At 70.6% G+C, this 19,050-nt stretch carries 12 protein-coding genes and 1 pseudogene; 6 read left to right on the top strand and 7 right to left on the bottom strand.

What is annotated here, in order from left to right:
- Both E1264_RS43640 and E1264_RS24810 read left to right on the top strand, forming a co-directional pair.
- A pseudogene (locus E1264_RS43640) lies at positions 1 to 286 on the top strand (hypothetical protein); the annotation flags it as partial.
- A 103-nt stretch (positions 287 to 389) separates the two neighbouring features.
- Positions 390 to 1,082: a class I SAM-dependent methyltransferase gene (locus E1264_RS24810; RefSeq protein WP_347813421.1), complete on the top strand. Its 693-nt coding sequence runs from the start codon at positions 390 to 392 to the stop codon at positions 1,080 to 1,082.
- A 6-nt stretch (positions 1,083 to 1,088) separates the two neighbouring features.
- Here E1264_RS24810 and E1264_RS24815 read toward each other — a convergent pair whose 3' ends face one another.
- From E1264_RS24815 to guaA, 4 genes are all read right to left on the bottom strand, one after another.
- Positions 1,089 to 2,303: a serpin family protein gene (locus E1264_RS24815; RefSeq protein WP_165964354.1), complete on the bottom strand. Its 1,215-nt coding sequence runs from the start codon at positions 2,301 to 2,303 to the stop codon at positions 1,089 to 1,091.
- Between the two features lie 94 nt (positions 2,304 to 2,397).
- Positions 2,398 to 5,964, bottom strand: coding sequence for a bifunctional glycosyltransferase family 2 protein/CDP-glycerol:glycerophosphate glycerophosphotransferase (locus E1264_RS24820; RefSeq protein WP_165964355.1), 3,567 nt, complete (start codon positions 5,962 to 5,964; stop codon positions 2,398 to 2,400).
- A 93-nt stretch (positions 5,965 to 6,057) separates the two neighbouring features.
- Complete coding sequence (locus E1264_RS24825) at positions 6,058 to 9,558, bottom strand: bifunctional glycosyltransferase/CDP-glycerol:glycerophosphate glycerophosphotransferase (protein WP_132177525.1); 3,501 nt, start codon at positions 9,556 to 9,558, stop codon at positions 6,058 to 6,060.
- Between the two features lie 262 nt (positions 9,559 to 9,820).
- On the bottom strand, positions 9,821 to 11,401 hold the full coding sequence (gene guaA, locus E1264_RS24830; protein ID WP_207936139.1) for a glutamine-hydrolyzing GMP synthase: 1,581 nt from the start codon (positions 11,399 to 11,401) through the stop codon (positions 9,821 to 9,823).
- A 269-nt stretch (positions 11,402 to 11,670) separates the two neighbouring features.
- Between guaA and E1264_RS24835 the strand changes: the two genes are divergently transcribed.
- A complete protein-coding gene (locus tag E1264_RS24835) occupies positions 11,671 to 12,678 on the top strand; it encodes a zinc metalloprotease (RefSeq protein WP_243711146.1) in 1,008 nt (335 codons plus the stop codon).
- Between the two features lie 13 nt (positions 12,679 to 12,691).
- Here E1264_RS24835 and E1264_RS24840 read toward each other — a convergent pair whose 3' ends face one another.
- On the bottom strand, positions 12,692 to 13,414 hold the full coding sequence (locus E1264_RS24840; protein WP_132177529.1) for a DNA alkylation repair protein: 723 nt from the start codon (positions 13,412 to 13,414) through the stop codon (positions 12,692 to 12,694).
- Between the two features lie 168 nt (positions 13,415 to 13,582).
- Here E1264_RS24840 and E1264_RS24845 point away from each other — a divergent pair, with 168 nt between their 5' ends.
- Both E1264_RS24845 and E1264_RS24850 read left to right on the top strand, forming a co-directional pair.
- Entirely contained in the window at positions 13,583 to 14,485 is a 903-nt protein-coding gene (locus E1264_RS24845; RefSeq protein WP_132177531.1) for a zinc metalloprotease, read from the top strand.
- A 144-nt stretch (positions 14,486 to 14,629) separates the two neighbouring features.
- A complete protein-coding gene (locus E1264_RS24850; protein WP_207936140.1) occupies positions 14,630 to 15,058 on the top strand; it encodes a hypothetical protein in 429 nt (142 codons plus the stop codon).
- A gap of 103 nt (positions 15,059 to 15,161) precedes the next feature.
- Here the strand turns inward: E1264_RS24850 and E1264_RS24855 are convergent, their stop codons facing one another.
- Both E1264_RS24855 and E1264_RS24860 read right to left on the bottom strand, forming a co-directional pair.
- Positions 15,162 to 16,913, bottom strand: a complete 1,752-nt coding sequence (locus tag E1264_RS24855) for a GMC family oxidoreductase (protein WP_132177533.1) — start codon at positions 16,911 to 16,913, stop codon at positions 15,162 to 15,164.
- Between the two features lie 9 nt (positions 16,914 to 16,922).
- A complete protein-coding gene (locus E1264_RS24860) occupies positions 16,923 to 18,503 on the bottom strand; it encodes a succinic semialdehyde dehydrogenase (protein ID WP_132177535.1) in 1,581 nt (526 codons plus the stop codon).
- Positions 18,504 to 18,744: 241 nt separating this feature from the next.
- Between E1264_RS24860 and E1264_RS24865 the strand changes: the two genes are divergently transcribed.
- Positions 18,745 to 19,050, top strand: a 306-nt coding sequence (locus E1264_RS24865; protein ID WP_132177537.1) for a helix-turn-helix domain-containing protein, incomplete at its 3' end; no start/stop codon positions are given.

Here is a 19,050-nt window from a genome sequence, read left to right on the forward strand (position 1 = left end):
GCCTGAGCCCGCCCCCGAGCCCGCCGACAAGCCCGGTCCGGCCACGGCCGAGGTCGTCACCCCCTTGCCGGACGTCGCGCCGGAGCGGCCCGCCGCCGAGGCGCCGCAGCGTCCGGCGCGGGCCGAGCGGACGCTGCGGGTGGCGCGGGAGGACGACGCGATCGACCTGCTGGAGGTCGCTGGCCCGTCCGTCGCCAAGCGGGCCGCGCCCGCGATCGGCGGGCTGGTCGGGCTGCTGCTGGCCGTGCGCTTCATGGTCCGGCGACGCCGCCGCAAGAAGCGCTGACGTCGCCAAGGGCAGGGTCAAGCGCCGGTCAACGATGGGTCGTGGACGGCGTCGCCGGTGGAACGCGCCACCGATCATGCCGTCCGCTTGTCCCGTGGACACCATGGAGCTCCGGCGGATCGCGCTGATCGAGAACGACAACTGGTGGTACCGGGAGCGCCGCACGATCCTGTCCGCGGAGCTGCTGCGGCTCGGCGCGCCGGGCACGGCCGTCGACATCGGCGCGGCGGCGGGCACGGCCGCGCGGGTGCTCGCCGAGCACGGCTGGGACGCTACCGCGATCGACCTGAACCCGGCGGCCGTCGCGCTGGCCCGCGCGCACGGCGTGAACGCCTACGAGGGCGACGCCCGCTACCTGCCGCTCCAGCCGTGCCACTACGACCTGGCGCTGGCGCTGGACGTCCTGGAGCACATCGAGGACGACGCGCGGGCGGCGGCGGAGATCACGCGGGTGCTGCGGCCGGGCGGGACGGCGCTGGTGTCCGTCCCGTCCGACATGGCGCTGTGGTCGGCGCAGGACGTGGCGCTCGGCCGGGTCCGCCGCTACTCGCGCCGCGCGCTCGTGGAGCTGGTCGAGGGCGCCGGGCTGGTGCTGGAGAGGGTGTGGAGCAGGGGCGTGCTGCTGCGGCCGTTCCTGCGCCGTCTCAGGCACCGGACGGCGCGCCGCGAGGATCTGGCCCCGCTGCACCCGGTCGTCAACGAGGCGCTGCGGGCGATGGCCGTCCTCGAACGGCGCCTGCCGGTGTGCGGGTGGCCGGGCACCGAGCTGTTCGCGCGGGCCCGCCGCCCCGGCTGAGCCCGCTCAGGGCCCTGCCTGCGGGTCGGGGGGCGTCCAGTCCTCGGGTTCGGCGACCCAGCCGGCGAGCAGGATGAGCCCGGTCGGCCGGTGCCAGGTCAGGAACCCGAACGGCCGGTCGAAGGTGACGTTGAGGACCTGCGCCTCCGCCATCGGGGCGCCCGCGGGCACCGCGCCGATCGCCGTCACGGCCGCCGCCCTGAACCCCTCGGCGCTGAAGGTGGCGTTGACGTCCTGGGCGGCCTGGCCGACCGCCAGCGGCGTCCGGCTGATGCCGGGCAGGTGGCCGCGGCCGTCGCGGCTGGAGACGGTCTCCAGGCCGAACACCCCGGCGTGGGCCAGCAGGTCGTGCCCGGCGGCGATGTCGAAGCGGACGGTGGTCGCGGTCAGCGTCGGCCGGGGGTCGAACGCGAGGGCCTTGTCCACGCGGAGACCGGGTGTCTTCTCGGCGAGGGTCCGCTGGAGCAGCCTCTCGCCGCGGCGGAGCCGGATCTCCCCGTCCGTGGCCGCCATCGCCGCGGCGAGGACGTCACCGGGGCGGCGGTCGGGTTCACCCAGGCAGAGGATCACGTCGACGTCGTCCTCGCCATGGACGGTCAGCAGGGTGACCGGTCCCGCCGGGGTCTCCTCGGCGAGGGTCAGCCGGTTGGTGTCGGGGGTGTCGTGCGTCAGGCCCGCGACCGGCTGGTCCCGTCCCGCCCAGGGCCCCTCCTCGGGTGTGAGCGGGACGTCCTGGAACGGCTCCTGCCAGCGGGTGTCGACGGTCAGCGCGGTGGCGAGCACGAGCGCCGTGTCCGACGCCACCTGGATCGGCATCCGCGTCAGCCGGTCGCTCGTGTTCCGCCGGACCCACTCGTCCAGCCTGGCCTGGTCGCCTGCGGTGTCGCCGGTCAGCTCGCCGCGCGCCTCGGCGGGGACGATCTTGTGCCACCACGGCTCCACGGGCAGGTCGGTGTGCGTCCACACGCCGAGCGCGCCGGTCGCGGCCGTCGAGCTGTCGAGCATGCCCAGCGCGACGCGCGCGTGCCGGTCGGCGCCCGCGGCGTCGACGCCGATGGCCTGCTGGAGTTCCGCGCGTCCAGGCTCCCGCGACGCGGCGGCCAGGAACGCCAGCAGCGGCCAGACCCCGGCGCCGGACAGGACCGTGGTCGTGCCGTCGCAGGCCTCCTTGGCCCACCGTGCGGTCAGGGCGTTGGACGCGGGGACGAGTTCACCGCTCATGCGCGCTCCCTCTGCCATCGGCGGGCGAGGTGTTGATCTTAGTGAAGAACGCGGCGGTTTGTCCCATGCGGCCGGAGCGCGGCCCGCGGTCCTGCTACTCACCGCCCGCGGCGTCGCGGGCGTCGCCGCCCGCGGCGTCGCCGAAGATGTGGTCGACGACCCTGGCCGCCGCCCGGCCGTCGTCCTGCGGGCAGTACTTCACCAGAAAGTTGTCGTAGGCGTCCGCGTGGAGCTCCTCCAGGTCGGACGCGCCCGCGACCGCCTCGGCGACCTGCGCGGTCGTCGTCGCGATCGGCCCCGGCGCCTCCGCTTCCAGGTCGCAGGAGAAGCCGCGCAGATGGTCGCGGTAGCGGGGCAGGTCGTAGGCGTAGAGGACGATCGGCCTGCCCAGCACCGCGTAATCCACCATGGCGGACGAATAGTCGGTGACGAGGACATCGGCGGCCATGTAAAGCTCGGCGATGTCCGGGTAATGGGACACGTCGATAACGAAATCGTCCATTGGGGGACGGTTCCGGTCGGTGGTGAGGTGGTGCGTCCTCAGCAGGAGGACGTGGTCGTCACCGAGGACCTGGCGCATCGTGTCGACGTCCAGTTCCAGGGAGAAGCCGAGCCAGCCGGGGGCGTGGTGCCGGTCGTCCCGCCATGTGGGGGCGTAGAGGACGGCCTTCTTCCCGTCCGGGATTCCCAGGCGCTTGCGTATGCGGCTCCCGATGTTCTCCCATTCGGGTGCGCTGAGAACGTCGTTGCGCGGGTATCCGGTCTCCAGGACCTCCCCGTCGTATTTGAACGCGCGGCGCATGACCTGCGTGGCGAACGGGCTTTGGGACAGCAGCAGATCCCACCGCGGCACTTCCCCGTCCGTCCAGTCGAGCCGTTCGACGCGCTGGTACGGCATGTCCCTGAGGTCGTGGCCGATCCGCTTCAGCGGGGTGCCGTGCCATGTCTGGACGTAGGTCTGCCCTTCGCGCTTGACGTACCAGGGCGGCAATCCGTGGTTGGTGACGATGTAGCGGGCGCGCGCGAGGACGCGGTAATGCTCGCGACTTCCCGCCTGAACGACCCTGGCCTTTCCGTCGACCGTGAACTGGCCGTCGAGGGAAATCCACACGCATTCCAGATCGGTCTTGCGGCGCGACAGTTCCTCGTAGATGGCTCGCGGGTTGCAGCTGTACTGCATGCCGCCGTGGCTGTCGAACACGGCGACGTCGGCGAGCGGGCTGCGCAGGTAGACGGGGTAGTCGCGCTGCTGGAGGAGCAGTTGGGCGTGCCCGCCGCGTTCGTCGTCGTCCAGGGCCGGACGGCTGCGAAGCTGCACGGCGTCCTTCTGGTAGACGCCGACCTCGAATTCGTGGTTCCCCTCTTGGCGCCAGCCTGGAAGACCGGTGATGGCCTCACGTTCTACGACGACGGCGACCTCGCCCTCACCGGAATGTGCGCGCGCCAGCAGTTCCCATGTTCCGCTGCTCAAGGGGAGGTCCGCCCCGAACACGGAAATGGCCGCGGGCGTGAACGCGGCGGTGAACTGGTCGCGTTCCCAGGTGACGGGAATGCGATGCTCGTCGCCCGAGCGGCGCCGCCGCAGGACGAAATGGTCCGGGCGGCCCCCCGGGTCTGCGGACTCGCCGGAAAGGGTGAGAAGACCGTTCTCGTCCCATTCGGCGTCCGTCACCACGGGCCGGACGGTCCGCTCGATGCCGCGCAGGTTACCGAACGCGGTGCGCGTCAACGCGAACTCCCGCGCGCGCTTGGCACCGGTCGGCAGGACGTACCGGACGGGGTCGACGTCGGCCGCGACGGTGAGCCGCATCGGGCCGCCCTCGCCCGTCAGCCGGATGTCCCAGTCGATGACGTCGCGCAGGTGCACGACGGCGGCTCCGCGTTCGTCGCCGTCCGGGACGGAGATCAGGCGCTGCATGGGCAGCTTCGCCTTGAAGTCGAAACCGGTGCCCGCCGCCATGCGCAGCACGGACGACGGGCGCAGCGTCACCTCGCCGTGGACCTCCTCGCCGCCGTGCCTGCGTGCGGCGACCAGGGCCGCCTCCGCGCCGAGTGCCCGCCGCGTCCAGCCGGTCAGTTCGAGCATGTCGCCGTCGCAGCGGACCCCGGTGAGGACGGCCTTGGAGCGCTTGACGTGGACGACGAACACGTCGTCGTCGCCCGCGGCCGGCTGGACGGCCACGTGCTCGTCCACGTGCCGCGCGGCCGTCCACCGCACGGCCGGCGCCACCGCCGTCAGCCGCTGGACGGCCTTGCGTCCCGCCGTGGTCACTTCGGCGTAGAGCTCGTAGGTGGCGGTCCGCCACTCGTCGCCGTCCAGGAGATAGTCGGGCTCCACCCGCGCGGAGAAACCGGACCAGTCGAAGGAGACGGTCGAGCGGGCGGCCTGGGCGGTGGCCTCCGGGCAGCGGATCCGCTCCACCTTGAGCCGGATCTCCTTGCCGGTCCTGACGTCGCGCATCCACACGCGGATGCGGGAGTCCGTGTCCGACGACACGTCGAACCGGTCGAAGTGGGCGCGGCCCTCGACGATGAGCGTGTCGACGTCCCACTCGACGCGGTCCACGTCCGCGTGCAGGCGGATCTCGTCGGTGACGTCGTAGAGGTGCTCGGGTATGGCGCGTTCCACATCGTCGTAGAAGGGGTAGCGGGCGTACCAGCGCTGGCGGCGGCGACCGCGCCGCACGACCTGGACGTCCTGCAGTCTGTTCTCCGCGCCGAGCACTTCCAGAAGTTCGGGCAGCATCCGCTCGCCGAGCAGGTGCGTTTCCAGCCGCCTGATCGACGCCAGCCCACCGGCGGCGGACCGCGCGGCCGAGTTCACGAACCCGGCGCCCAGTTCGACCAGGCGCTCGCGCTCCTGCCAGGTGGCCCCGGGCAGGGCGAGGATCAGCGAGCGGACGTCCAGGTCCAGCGCGTACCTGTCGTGGATGTCCAGCAGGTCCGGCGCGTAGTCGGCCACGAGTTCCCGCACCTTCGCGAGGGTGGCCATCTGTTCGGTGACGGCCGCCGGGTCGTGGCGGAGCCGTGTCGCCGTGATCGGACGGATCCGCCAGAAGTACACGGGCGTGTCGAGCACGTCCACGGCCTTGGCCAGAAGCTGGGTTTGCAGGGCCGTGAACGTGTCCCGCGTCGTGGGGAGCTTGAAGCCGTGGGCGTCCCAGAAGGCGCGCCGGAACACCTTGTTGCAGAGCGTCCTGTCTTGGAGGAGGGCGGCGTGATGGGTGACGTGCGTCGTCCTCAGTGTCTCTGCGTAAGCCTCGGCGTGGATCGGTGACTGCTGCACCTGTGTGCCGTCCAAGCGCATGACGTTTCCGCCGACAAGGTCGGACCCGGTGGACTCCAGCGTCCCGACCATGAGCTCGTACGCGTAGGGAGGCAGCGCGTCGTCACCGTCCACGAAGGCGAGGTAGGGAGCCGTCGCTTGCTCAACACCCAGGTTCAGACCCGACCCACCACCGGAGGGCTCAACGAGGGTGAAACGGTCGTCGCGGGCTGCGAAGTCCTTGGCAAGGGCGGCCGCGGCGCCGTTCCCCGGCCCTTCGTCCAGGAGCAGCACCTCAAGGTCGCGGAGTGTCTGCGCGGCGAGCGACTCCAGGCACTCCGCGAGGTGGTCTCCGGCGTTGCGGAAGGGGACGACGATGCTGATCCGAGGTGACACGAGCGGCTCTCCGTGATGGTTTTCAGTGAACATTTTTCATCCGGCCTGTCCACAACGACCTCTCCTCGCGCGCCTGCCGAGGATGAAATGTGTTCAGTGGGCGGGCTGTACCGGACGCTGGAGGACCCGGTCGAGCACGCGGGCAGCGGCATGGCCGTCGTCGTGCGGGCAGTACCGGGCCGCGAACGCGGCGCGCACCTCGCGGTACCCGGCGTCGAGCGCGCCCGGCTCGCGCAGGGCGTCCATGACCTCCTGCGAGGTGCTCAGCAGCGGCCCTGGGGCCTCCGCGTCGAAGTCGAAGTAGAAGCCGCGCACGTGGTCGCGGTAACGCTCCAGGTCGTAGGTGAAGAACACCATCGGCCTGCCGGTGACGGCGAAGTCGAACATGGACGACGAGTAGTCCGTGACGAGCACGTCGCTGATGAGGTACAGCTCGGAGATGTCGGGGTACACGGACGCGTCGATGACGCAGTCGCCGGGCCGCAGCTTGGGCCGGTCGGTGACGAGGTAGTGCGTGCGCAGGAGCAGGACGTGGTCGCGGCCCAGCATCGCCCTGAACCGGTCGATGTCGAACTCCAGGCGGAACGCCCGCTTGCCGATCGCGTGGTGGAAGTCGTCCCGCCACGTCGGCGCGTACAGGACGACCTTCTTGCCCTCGGGAATGCCGAGCCGGCGGCGCACCGCGGACGCGATCTCCTCCCGATTCGGGCTGTGCAGGATGTCGTTGCGCGGGTAGCCGCTGACGAGGACCTCGCCGTCATAGCCGAACGCCTTCCGGAACAGCGGGACGGAGAACTCGTTCTGGGAGAGGAGCAGATCCCACTGGGGTACGTCGTGCTCCATCCAGTCGACGCCCTCGGTGCGCTTGTACGGCATCCGCTTGACGTCGTACCCGAGCTTCTTCAGCGGCGTCCCATGCCAGCACTGCACGTACGTCTGGTCATCGCGCTTGGTGAACCATTCCTGCTGGGACCAGTTGCCGATGACGTAGCGCGCGCGGGCCAGCGCCTCGTAGTACTCCCGCGTGCCGGTCAGGACGGTCCGCGCACCGGCCGGCTTGCCGAACTGGCCGTTCTCGGTGACCCACACGAACTCCAGGTCGGTTTCGCGCCTCCGGAGCTCCTCGTAGATGCCGCGCGGGTTGCACGAGTACTGGCGTCCCTTGTAGGCGTCGAACAAGGCCAGCTCGCGGACGGGCAGATTCCGATGGCGCCGGTAGTGCCCGGACCGTATCCGGCTCTGCGCGTAGGCACCGCGTTCGTCGTCATCGAGAGCGGTCTCGACGTGAAACTGCAACTGGTCGGTCTTGTGTACGCGGGTCGTGATTCTGTGCAGGCCCGCCTCGAACGGCCCCGGCAGGTCGCGAAGCGTGTGCCGCCTGACGACGACGGGCTGTTCCCGCCCACCGACGCTTGCGAAGACATCCCAACGACCGGAGACGAGCGGACGGGACACCCCTAGCACCGGCATACGCGCGGGGCTGAATCTGATGGTGAAACAGTCGCCTTCCCAGCGGAGCGTGACCATGTGCTCCTCGGACGAGCGCCGCCGCCGGAGGATCAACGCGTCCGGCCGTCCTGCCTGGTCGGTGCACGTCCCCGCCAGGTGCAGGGCACCGTCGGACGACCAGGACACCTCGTCCACGGCCAGCACCGGCTCGCGGACGACGACGCGCATCGTGCTCCGCCGCGTCCTGGCGAGCTCGACCTCCCCGCCCGGGACCCGGAACGCGGTACCGGCCGGGGCCTCCTCCAGGTAAGGCTTGACGCCGCCCGGCAGGGCGATCTCCCAGTCGCCGGGCCGCCCGGCCAGTCCCGCGACCGGCAGCCTGGCACGGAACCGCCTGGTGGGGAGGTCGTCCTCGGCCGCTCCGCCGTCGCCGGACAGCTCGATCGGGCCGGTGACCGTGGCGTGCCCGGCCCTCGGCACGGCGACGACCTTCGGATCGTCACCGAGCGGGACGCGGCTCCAGCCGTCCAGCCACAGCTCCCCGCCGTCCGGGTGACCGCCCACCAGCCGGCAGCCGGCGACGGCCGCCGCCGTCCGCCGCACCTGCAGCACGAACCGGCGCCTGCCCGCGACGCCCTGCACGCGGACGCCGGGCGCGCACTCCCGGTCGGCCGGCCACTGCGGGCCGATCAGCCGCGGGATCGAGAACGTGGCCCGCCGCCGCAGCCCCTGGTTGGCGATCTCGACGCACGGGATCCAGTCGACGTCCCGCCAGCGCCCGAACATCCGCAGCGTCGGCGGGTCGACGTCCGCGACGAACCCGGACCAGTCGTAGGACACCGCCGACTGCCGCGACCGCGCCGTCACGTCCGGGCGGCGGACCCGCTCGATCGGGACGCGCCTCAGGCCCCGCTTGTTCGCCGCCAGAAGGAACACCCTGATGCGGGAGCCGTCCTCGGTGGAGGAGTCCAGATGCCGGATGTAGGCGTGCCCCTCGATGCGCAGGCGCCCGTCCACCCATTCGGCCCGGTCGATCGCCGCGAACGGCCTGAGTTCCCCGGTCACGTCGTACACGCTCCGCGGGACGGCCCGCTCCTCGTCCTCGAAGAACGGGTACTCCGCGTACCAGCGGCGCCGCAGCCCGCGCCGCACGCGCGGCGCGTCCTGCGCCTTCTTCAGCTGGACGAAGCGCAGCACCTCCAGCACTTCCGGCAGCATCCGCCTGCACATCAGGTGCAGTTGCAGGCGCGTGATCGCCGGAAGCCGCTTCAGGACGCGCGGGCCTATGCGCCGCGCCAGGTCCGCGCCGATCGCGACGAGTTCTTCCTGCTGCGCGTCCTGCGTCCTGGGGAGCGCCTCGAACAGGACGCGAAGCTCGATGGGGACCAGGACATGCTCGTCGTAGGCGTTCAGGAGGCGCGGTGCGTAGTCGGCCATCTCGTCGCGCAGTGCACGCGCGGACGCCAGCCGCTGGGTGATGTTGTCCCAGTCGTAGCGTTCCTCAGTGATGGACCCAGGCCGCTTGCGCCAGTAGTAGACCGTCTCGCTGAGCACGTCCACGGAACGCGCCAACGCATGCGCGCGCGCAGTGACGGGCGGGTCCTCGTAGTAGCCCGTGGGGAATTCCAGGCCGGCCCTGTCCCAGAACTCGCGCCGGTACACCTTGTTCCATGGCGTCCGGTCGCGCATGAGCTCCGGCTTGGACGACACATGCGTCCTCGAACACGGCTCGGAGAACACGCCGTCGTGCAGGTACGACTGCCAGTCGCGGTCGTCGTCCATCCGGTGGACGTTCCCGGACGCCATGTCGGACCCCGTCCGCTCCAGCGAACCGACCAGCCGCGCATAGGCCTCACGCTCGACGACGTCGTCGGCGTCGGCGAACGCCAGATACTCGCCCTTCGCCTGCCGCACCCCCGCGTTGCGCGCGGGTCCCGGCCCCTCGTTGTCGCGCGTCACCAGCCGGAACCGCGAGTCCCTGGCGCACATCTCCTTGGCGATGACGGCCCCGTTGTCGACGGATCCGTCGTCCACCATGATCACCTCAAGGTCGCGCAGCGTCTGGCCGGCCAACGACTCCAGGCATTCCTGGATGAACTCCTCGGTGTTGTGGAACGGCACGACGACGCTGAGCTTCGGGGACATGGGGCCTCCTCCTCGCCCCACCGAGCATGGTGACGTTCTGTCGCCACCTGAACGCGCATCGCGATTGCCAGGCCGTCCCCTGACGCAGACTTGACCTCACCTGGCCGCCATTTACCGCCAGATGACCGAATGGACCGCGCCCTGCCCGCGGCGTGGGGCCCACACGGCCCCACGCCGCACCGCACAACCGCACAAATGCTTTCGCCCCGCGCGTGCGGAAAACGCATTGATCGCGCGGGGCGGGCCAGGGGCTAGGAGGCGGTCATTCCCACTCGATGGTGCCCGGGGGCTTGGACGTGATGTCGACCGTCACGCGGTTGATCTCGCGGACCTCGTTGGTGATGCGCGTCGAGATCCGCTGCAGAAGCTCGTAGGGGAGCTTCGCCCAGTCGGCCGTCATCGCGTCCTCGCTCGTCACGGGGCGCAGCACGATCGGGTGGCCGTAGGTGCGGCTGTCCCCCTGGACGCCCACGGAACGGACGTCCGCCAGCAGGACGACGGGGAACTGCCAGATGTCGCGGTCGAGACCCGCGTTGGTGAGCTCCTCGCGGGCGATGGCGTCGGCGTCGCGGAGGATGTCGAGGCGGTCGCGGGTGACGGCGCCGACGATGCGGATGCCGAGGCCGGGCCCGGGGAACGGCTGGCGCCAGACGATCTCGGTCGGCAGGCCGAGCTGCTCGCCGAGCGCGCGGACCTCGTCCTTGAACAGGCTCCGCAGCGGCTCGACCAGCTTGAACTGCAGGTCGTCGGGGAGGCCGCCGACGTTGTGGTGCGACTTGATGTTCGCCGCGCCGGTGCCGCCGCCCGATTCGACGACGTCCGGGTAAAGCGTTCCCTGGACGAGGAATTCGACCGGTTCGGGGGCGTCCTCGCCGACGATCTCCCGGGCCGCCTCCTCGAAGACGCGGATGAACTCGCGTCCGATGATCTTGCGCTTCTCCTCGGGGTCGGCGACGCCGTCGAGGGCGGCGAGGAAGCGGTCCTGGGCGTCCACGACGTGCAGGTTCACGCCGGTGGCGGCGACGAAGTCCTTCTCGACCTGCTCGGGCTCACCCTTGCGCAGCAGCCCGTGGTCGACGAACACGCAGGTCAGCTGGTCGCCGATGGCGCGCTGGACGAGCGCGGCGGCGACCGCCGAGTCGACGCCGCCGGACAGCGCGCAGATCGCCCGCTTGTGCCCGACCTGCTCCCGCACCGCCTCGATCGACTCGTCCGCGATGTTCACCATCGTCCAGTTCGGACGGCAGCCCGCGCCCTCGTAGAGGAACCGCCGCAGCACCTCCATGCCGTGCGCGGTGTGCAGCACCTCCGGGTGGAACTGGACGCCGAAGAGGCCGCGTTCGAGGTCCTCCATGCCGGCGACCGGCGTCACGTCCGTGCTGGCCGTGACGGTGAAGCCCGCCGGGGCGCGGCTGACGCAGTCGCGGTGCGACATCCACACCGGCTGCTCGTGCGGCAGCCCGGCGAACAGCATGCCGGGGGACGTGACCGTAACGGTCGCGCCGCCGAACTCGGCGACATCGGAGTTCTCCACCGTCCCGCCGAGCGCCTGCGCCATCACCTGGTGGCCGTAGCAGATGCCGAACATGGGGACGCCCTGCCGCTGCGACAGGTCGAACAGGCCGTCCGGCGCGATCGGGGCGCCCTTCTCGTACACCGACGCCGGGCCGCCCGACAGGATGATCGCCTTCGGCCGCCTGGCGAGCATCTCCGCCGCCGGCATGGTGGACGGCACGATCTCGCTGAACACGTGGCACTCGCGGACGCGCCGCGCGATGAGCTGCGCGTACTGCGCGCCGAAGTCGACGACGAGCACGGTGTCAAAGGACTGGTCTGCGGCCACCAAAGAACGCCTTTCGCACGGGCCGGAACGACCCCTCCAGTCTACGGGCCCGCTGCCAGCGCCGACGCGCGCGCCCCTGCGACCGCCGGCGCCCGCGCCCCGGCGGGGCCGGTACCGGAGCGATCACATGGTGCGATCCTCCGATAACGGTCGGCATCCATTTACCTTGATCACACTCACGGCATGACTTCGCTCTGATACCTGTTGATGACGTCCTGTATTCGGATGATTCCCGTCCGCAAGCGTCTTTCCTAGGACCTAGGAGTGCCGTGAAGCTGCTCGCCATCGCCGCCCTGATCGCCGCCGCCGTTCCGGCCGTGCCGGCCCTGCCGTCCGGTCCGCCACCGGGCACCGCGGGCCGGGCCTCGGGCCAGGTCTCGGGTGCGGGCGCGGGTGCCGCTCGCCTGGGGGCCGCGCATGAGGACGACTGCGCGGACGCGGGAGCACGCCTCCGGCCGGGAGGGCACGGCCGGGAACACAACGACATAACGCCCGGGGAGGCCGCCGCCGTCGAACAGCAGCTCAACCGCATACTGGACGGCCTCGGCCTGGACCTCGGCCCGGCGGACGGCACGGACGCCCAGTCGACCGCCACCCAGCTGCGCGCCGCCGAGCCGATCAGCATCCCCGTTTACTTCCATGTGCTGCACGACGGCGCCGAGGGCAACGTGTCCAGGGCGGCGGTCGAGCGGCAGATCAGCACATTGAACGACTCCTACGGCGGACGTAACGGAGGCGCGAACACGCGCGTCTCCTTCAAGCTCCGCGAAGTGAGCCGTACGGACAACGCCGACTGGTTCAACGATCCCGAACAGTACGAGGGGACGTACAAGCCGAAGCTGCGCAAGGGCGGTAAGGCGACGCTGAACCTCTACAGCGCCCGCATAGGCGGGGACCTGCTCGGCTGGTCGACGTTCCCGTGGAAGTACAGGTCCGAGCCGAAGATGGACGGCGTGACCATCCACCACGGCAGCATGCCGGGCGGCCCGATCGAGAACTTCAACAGGGGTTTCAGCGCCACCCATGAGGTCGGCCACTGGCTCGGGCTCTACCACACGTTCCAGGACGGCTGCGGAGCCCAGGGCGACAGGGTCGCCGACACCCCGGCCGAGCGCGACCCCACGGACGGCTGCCCGTCCGGCAAGGACACGTGCATGTCCCCTGGGGAAGACCCGGTGCACAACTACATGGACTACAGCTACGACACGTGCATGACGTCCTTCACCGGTGGTCAGGGCGCGCGGATCCACAAGGTGTGGAAGGCGTACCGCGCCTGATCGTCGACTTCCGCTAACGGCCGAGGATGCGGGCGGCGTCCTCGGCCGGTAGGCGTCGCACGGCCTCCCGCAGCGTGACCCCCGACATGACGCCGACGCGTGGCTCGACCCACGCCGCCACCCACTCCGGGTCCTTCTTCGACAGCTCGCGCAAGACCCACCCGATGGCCTTGCGGATGAAGAACTCGCGTTCGCCGATCAGGGCGTCCCCGAACCGGTCGAGCCTTTCCAGATCCGGGTTTCCCGCCCGGACGCCCGCGAGCAGGGCCAGGACGGCCGTACGCCTAATCCACATGTAGGGATCGCCGACCCAGGCGTCCAGCACCTCGGCCAGATCCGGATAGCGCAGGACCAGCCCGCCGACGACCTTCTCCGCGATCATGTCCACGTACACCCAGCTCGCCGAGTCGCGGACGAGCCGTTCGGCCATCGCGAGGTCGCGCCGTTCCAGCAAAGAGACGCGCCTAACGAGGATCTCTATCGCGGCCATGCGCGCCTCATGCACGGGACGCCCCTCGTCTGTCACGTCCCAGAGGGTCTGGGCCAGAGCGACCACCTCGTCCCGCGTGGGCTTGCTCTTCACCGCCGGCGCGGCCACCTTCCGCAGCGCCGGGACGGGCACGCCGATATGCGCGTAGTCGCTCTTCAGATAGCGCTTCTCGTTCTCGGCGCGTACCGGGTCGGCCTGCGTCCGCAACTCCCCCAGGATCCGCGCCGCCTCGCCCTGGACGTCCATGCCGACACGCTACGCCGTCCGCGCTAGGGCGCCGTATTCAGCGTTAGACGTCCTGATTCGTCCAGGTTTGCCAAAGACGAGATCGTTGTTCGCCTCCACTCTTGATCCAGCAGTAACTCGGCTCCCCGCGCGAACCCCCTGCCCGCGCGCCGCTCCCCGAGGAGTTCCATGAAACGCGCCGGAATCGCCAGCGTCCTCGGCGTCCTCGTCGCCTTCAGCGCGTCCACGCCCGCCACCGCCCTGGCCGCCCCCGCTCCTTCGACCAGCCGGTCCGCCGACTGCGCCGACCAGCCCGCGGAGGCCCGCGTCCGGGCCGGTTCCCACGTCACCGAGCGGAACCAGCCCGGCGCCGCCCAGGTGGCGGCGATGGAGAAGGACTTCCACGACCGCATCTCCAAGCTGCGGAAGAACAAGAAGCCCGGGGCCGCCGCCATCACCGTCCGCGTGCACTTCCAGGTCATCTACGGCAGCGCGGGCAACATTCCGGACGCGACGCTGAACAAGCAGCTCGACATCCTCAACGCCGCCTACAAGGGGAGCAACGTCACGTTCACGCTCGCCGAGATCAAGCGGACGCAGAACGCGGCCTGGTTCTCCGACCCCGAGGGCAACGAGCGCGCGATGAAGACCGCCCTGCGCACGGGCAACGCGCAGGACCTCCACTTCTACACGGCCGACCTCGGCAACAGCCTTCTGGGCTGGGCCACGTTCCCGAGCAGCTACCAGTCGCAGCCCGCGATGGACGGTGTCGTCGTCCACTACCAGAGCCTCCCGGGCGGTGCGCTCGGCAACTACAACGAGGGCGACACCGGCACCCACGAAGTGGGCCACTGGATGGGCCTGTACCACACGTTCCAGGGCGGCTGCACCGGGCAGGGCGACCAGGTCGCCGACACCCCCGCCGAGCAGAGCCCCGCGTCCGGCTGCCCCACCGGCCGCGACACCTGCCCCGCTGCCGGCGTGGACCCGATCCACAACTACATGGACTACAGCTACGACGCCTGCATGACCGAGTTCACGCCCGGTCAGGGCCAGCGCATGCAGTCCCAGTGGGCGGCCTACCGGGCATAGCACCGGGCCCCCACCGCGCCTAGCCACCACGGTCCGGCGCCGGAGCGCTCCGGCAAACGCCTTCCCCCCGGGCGTGCAGGAGCCGCTCCGGCGCCGGACGCCTCTATGCCCGCATTTGTCGGTGGCTCCGGCCAGGATGGGCGCGTGATCGACACAACAGGCGAGCTGTGGCGCGGCGAGGACTTCGCCGATCTCGCGGCGTTCATCCGCGAGTACCAGGCGGAGGGCTATGCCGTCGACGAAGTCACCGAGTCCGTCTGCGGGCATTGCGAAGGACGTGCCTTCCGCGTGCTGGCCGGGCATGACGCGGCCCAGCGAACATGCACCGGCTGCGGGACGCCCGAATTCATCGTCGACAGCGCCGACTACTGGGAAGAGGCAGAACCGGACGAGTGCGAGTGCCCATGCGGCGGCGACGAATTCGCAGCCGCCGTGGGCTTCTCCCTACGCCCGGACGGAGACGTCCGCTGGGTCAGTCTGGGCCTGCGCTGCGTGGCGGACGGCACCCTGGGCGTCTACACCGACTGGAAGATCAACTACGGCCCCTCGGCGCACCTTGTGACCAGGGCCTGACCGGCCTTATCCACAGAATCCCGTTCTACTTCCGCCCGCCGTGCCCCCGCCCGAGAATTCAGGCACCAGGTTCGCCACGGGGATTCGGGGTGGGGCGTTCGTGTCAGGTGATGTCGACGATCGGGAGCCGGAGGGCGCCGGGCGCGTCCGCCGGAACGGCGGGATTCTTCGGCGCGACGGGCTGGAGGCGCTGGTAGGCGTCGCCCAGGGCTGGGCGCGGGTCGTCCTCGGAGCGGTTCGGCCAGAACGACATCGCGCGCTCGGCCTGGGCCGTGATGGTGAGGGACGGGTTGACGCCCAGGTTGGCGGAGACGGCGGAGCCGTCCACGACGTGCAGGCCGGGGTGCCCGTAGACGCGGTGGTAGGGGTCGATCACGCCCGACTCGGGCGAGTCGCCGATCACGCACCCGCCGAGGAAGTGCGCCGTCATCGGGACGTCGAACAGGTCGCCCCACGTGCCGCCGGGCATGCCGCCGATCTCCTCGGCGATCAGCCGGGTCGCCTCGTGCCCCGCCGGGATCCATGTCGGGTTGGGCTCACCGTGGCCCGCGGACGCGCGGACGTCCCAGCCGAACGGGCCCCGCTCGGGCCGCAGCGTGATCGAGTTGTCGCGGGTCTGCATGACCAGGGCGATGACGGTCCGCTCGGACCAGTGCCGCAGGTCCAGCAGCTGGACCAGGTGGCGGGGGCGGCGCGCCGCCTCGCGGACGAACTTCAGCAGGCGGGGCGTGTGCTTCTCGCCGGGCCGGTCGCCGTCCACGAGCAGCGTCTGGAGGGCGGCGAGCAGGTTGGAGCCCCGGCCGTACCGGACGGGCTCGATGTGGGTGTCGGGCGCCGGGTGGAACGACGAGGTGATCGCCACGCCCTGGGAGAAGTCGGGGCCCGGCCTGCCGTTGGCGCGGCCGCCGCCGAGGATCGCCTCCGAGTTGGTGCGGGTCAGCGCGCCGAGCCGGTCGGACAGGCGCGGGAGGCGGCCGGTCGCCTTGAGCTTGTGCAGAAGCTTCTGCGTCCCGTACGTGCCGGCGGCGAAGACGACCTGCCCGCTGGTGAGTGTCTTCCGATTACGTCCGAACGAGCCAGTCCGGACGATCTCGACCTCGTAACCGCCACCGGCAAGCGGCCGGACGCTGGTGACACGGCTGAGCGGCATCACCCGCGCCCCCGCCTTCTCCGCGAGGTACAGGTAGTTCTCCGTGAGCATGTTCTTCGCGCCGTGGCGGCAGCCCACCATGCACTCGCCGCACTCCAGGCAGCCGCGGCGGCGCGGCCCCGTCCCGCCGAAGTACGGGTCGGCGCTCTCGATCCCGGCGCCCTGCCCGAAGAAGACGCCGACCGGGGTCTGGACGTAGGTGTCGCCCTTGCCCATCCGTTCGGCGACCTTCTTCATGACCTTGTCGGCCTCGGTGGTCGTCGTGTTCTGGACGACGCCGAGCATGCGCTTGGCCTGCTCGTAGAAGGGCGCCAGCTCGTCCTGCCAGTCGGTGATGTGCGCCCACTGCCGGTCCTTGAAGAACGGCTCCGGCGGGACGTACAGGGTGTTGGCGTAGTTCAGCGACCCGCCGCCGACGCCCGCGCCCGCCAGCACCATCACCCGGCTCGACTTCGCGCCCCGGATCAGGTGCATCCGCTGGATGCCGGTGAGCCCGAGCGCCGGCGCCCACAGGTAGCGGCCGATGCGCCAGTTCGTCTTCGGCAGCTCCGGATACCGCGACCCCGGCGCCCCGGACGGGTTCGTGTCGAAGCGGCGGCCCGCCTCGATCACACCGACCCGGTAGCCCTTCTCGGTCAGCCGCAGCGCCGACACGCTCCCGCCGAACCCGGACCCGATGACGAGCACGTCGAAGTCATGCTTCACGGGCGATCCCTACTTGATCCGCAGCTTCTTCATGACCTTGATCCCGGTCGCCAAGACGTCGGCGAACCGGTCGTAGCCGATCGCACCCGGAGGTTCGAGGTCCATGATGTGCTGGCTCGCGACGGTCTGCACCTCGGTGAATTTCAGCAGCCCCTCCGCCCCGTGGCGGCGCCCCACACCGGACTGCTTCATCCCGCCCATAGGCGAGTCGTACGACGCGTACGCGGCCCCGTACCCATCGTTGATATTGACCGTCCCGGCCTGGATGCGGGCGGCAAGCCGACGCCCCCTCGCAGCATTCCTCGTCCACACCGACGCGTTCAGCCCATACGGTGTGTCGTTGGCGCGGGCGACGACGTCGTCCTCGTCCCGGTACTTGTAGAGCGCGACGACGGGCCCGAACGTCTCGTTCGCGCACAGGTCCATGTCGCCGTTGACGTCCGCGAGCACCGTCGGCTCGAAGAACAGCGGCCCGATGTCCGGACGCGCCTTCCCCCCGGCCAGAACCGTCGCTCCCCGCTCGACGGCCTGGTCGACATGCCGCGTCACCGCATCCAGCTGCCGCTCGTACGTCAGCGACCCCATGTCGGCATCGAAATCGAGCCCGATCCCGAGCTTCATGCCGTTCACCAGCTCGACGAACCGGGGAACGAACTTCTCGTACACGTCCTCATGCACGTACATCCGCTCGATCGAGATGCACAGCTGCCCGGCGTTGGTGAAGCACGCGCGGACGGCGCCCCGCGCGGTGCGCTCGACGTCGGCATCCGCCATCACGATCATCGGATTCTTCCCGCCGAGCTCCAGCGAGTACCCGACCAGCCGCGGCGCGACCTTCTCCGCGATGGCCCGGCCGCCCCGCGTCGACCCGGTGAACGACACGTAGTCGGCGTTCTCCACCAGCGGGTCACCGATCTCGGACGGCTCCCCCACCACGACCTGCCACAGCCCCCGCGGCAGCCCGAGCTCAACGAGCAGATCAAGAACCCACAAGCTGGACAGGCACGTCTGCGTGTCCGGCTTGTGGATCACCGCGTTCCCCGCCATCAGCGCCGGCGCGATGTCGCTCGCCCCCAGCGCGAACGGATAGTTCCACGGCGCGATCAGCGCCACGACGCCCTTCGGGTGCCGCAACTCGTGGACCCGGGTCAGCCCGGGCATCATGCCCTGCCTGCGCTGCGGCTTCAGCATCCTCGCGGCCCGCCGCGCGTAGTACAGCGAGCACAGCGTCACATCGAGGAACTCCTCCATCGCATGGCGCCGCGCCTTGCCGGTCTCCAGCTGGATGATGTCCAGGATCTCCCCGCGCCGGTCGACAAGCGCGTCCGCGAGCCGGAGGAACGGCTTGACCCGCTCGCCCACCGGCAGCCGCGCCCACGCCGCCTGCGCCTCCCGCGCCCGCTCGTACGCCTTGCCGACGTCCTCGGCCCTCGACAGCGGGACGGTCGCGAGGGCCACACCGGTGAACGGGCACGGGATCGTCGCCGTGCGGGCGCCGTCCGAGGCGATATGGGGTACCAACCGGTCGATCAGGGACTGGGGCAGCGTACGCTCTGCCGCGCCTTCGGCACGGACGGTCGGAGATGCCATGCACGCAGCGTAGGACTCGTTGACCGCTCTTGGCTACCCGCAAGTAACGCACGGCTTGCACGGTATGCCGCACATCCCCCGGTTCCCGCTCATCGAACGGACCGTTCCAAACCAGGCGGAGTTACGCAACTCGGGGACTGACCATGTCCGACCGGTGTATTCCGAAGGACAGGAGGAGAATCTCGGCGCGCGCGGCCCGCCGGCTCGGACGCGCGTCCCCCGCCAACGGAGGGAACAACGCATGAGCGACACCCACGGCGGCCGTCGGCCCGAGGGTGACACGGCGGTGCCCCGACCCCCGCGACCGTCCGACGGCGTCCGCCGCCGCGACCGCCGCGACGAGACCCGCACCGCACTGCTCACCGCCGCCGAACGCCTCTGGGCCGAACGCGGCATCCACGGCGCGTCGCTCGACGACATCGCCGCCGCCGCCGGCCTCACCAAGGGCGCCGTCTACTCCAACGTCGCCGGCAAGACCGACCTGTTGCTCGCCCTGATGGAACGTTTCACCAGCGACCCGACCCACACCGACGTCTGCGAGGAACTC

This window comes from Actinomadura sp. KC216, from assembly GCF_004348535.1.
Lineage (GTDB): Bacteria > Actinomycetota > Actinomycetes > Streptosporangiales > Streptosporangiaceae > Spirillospora.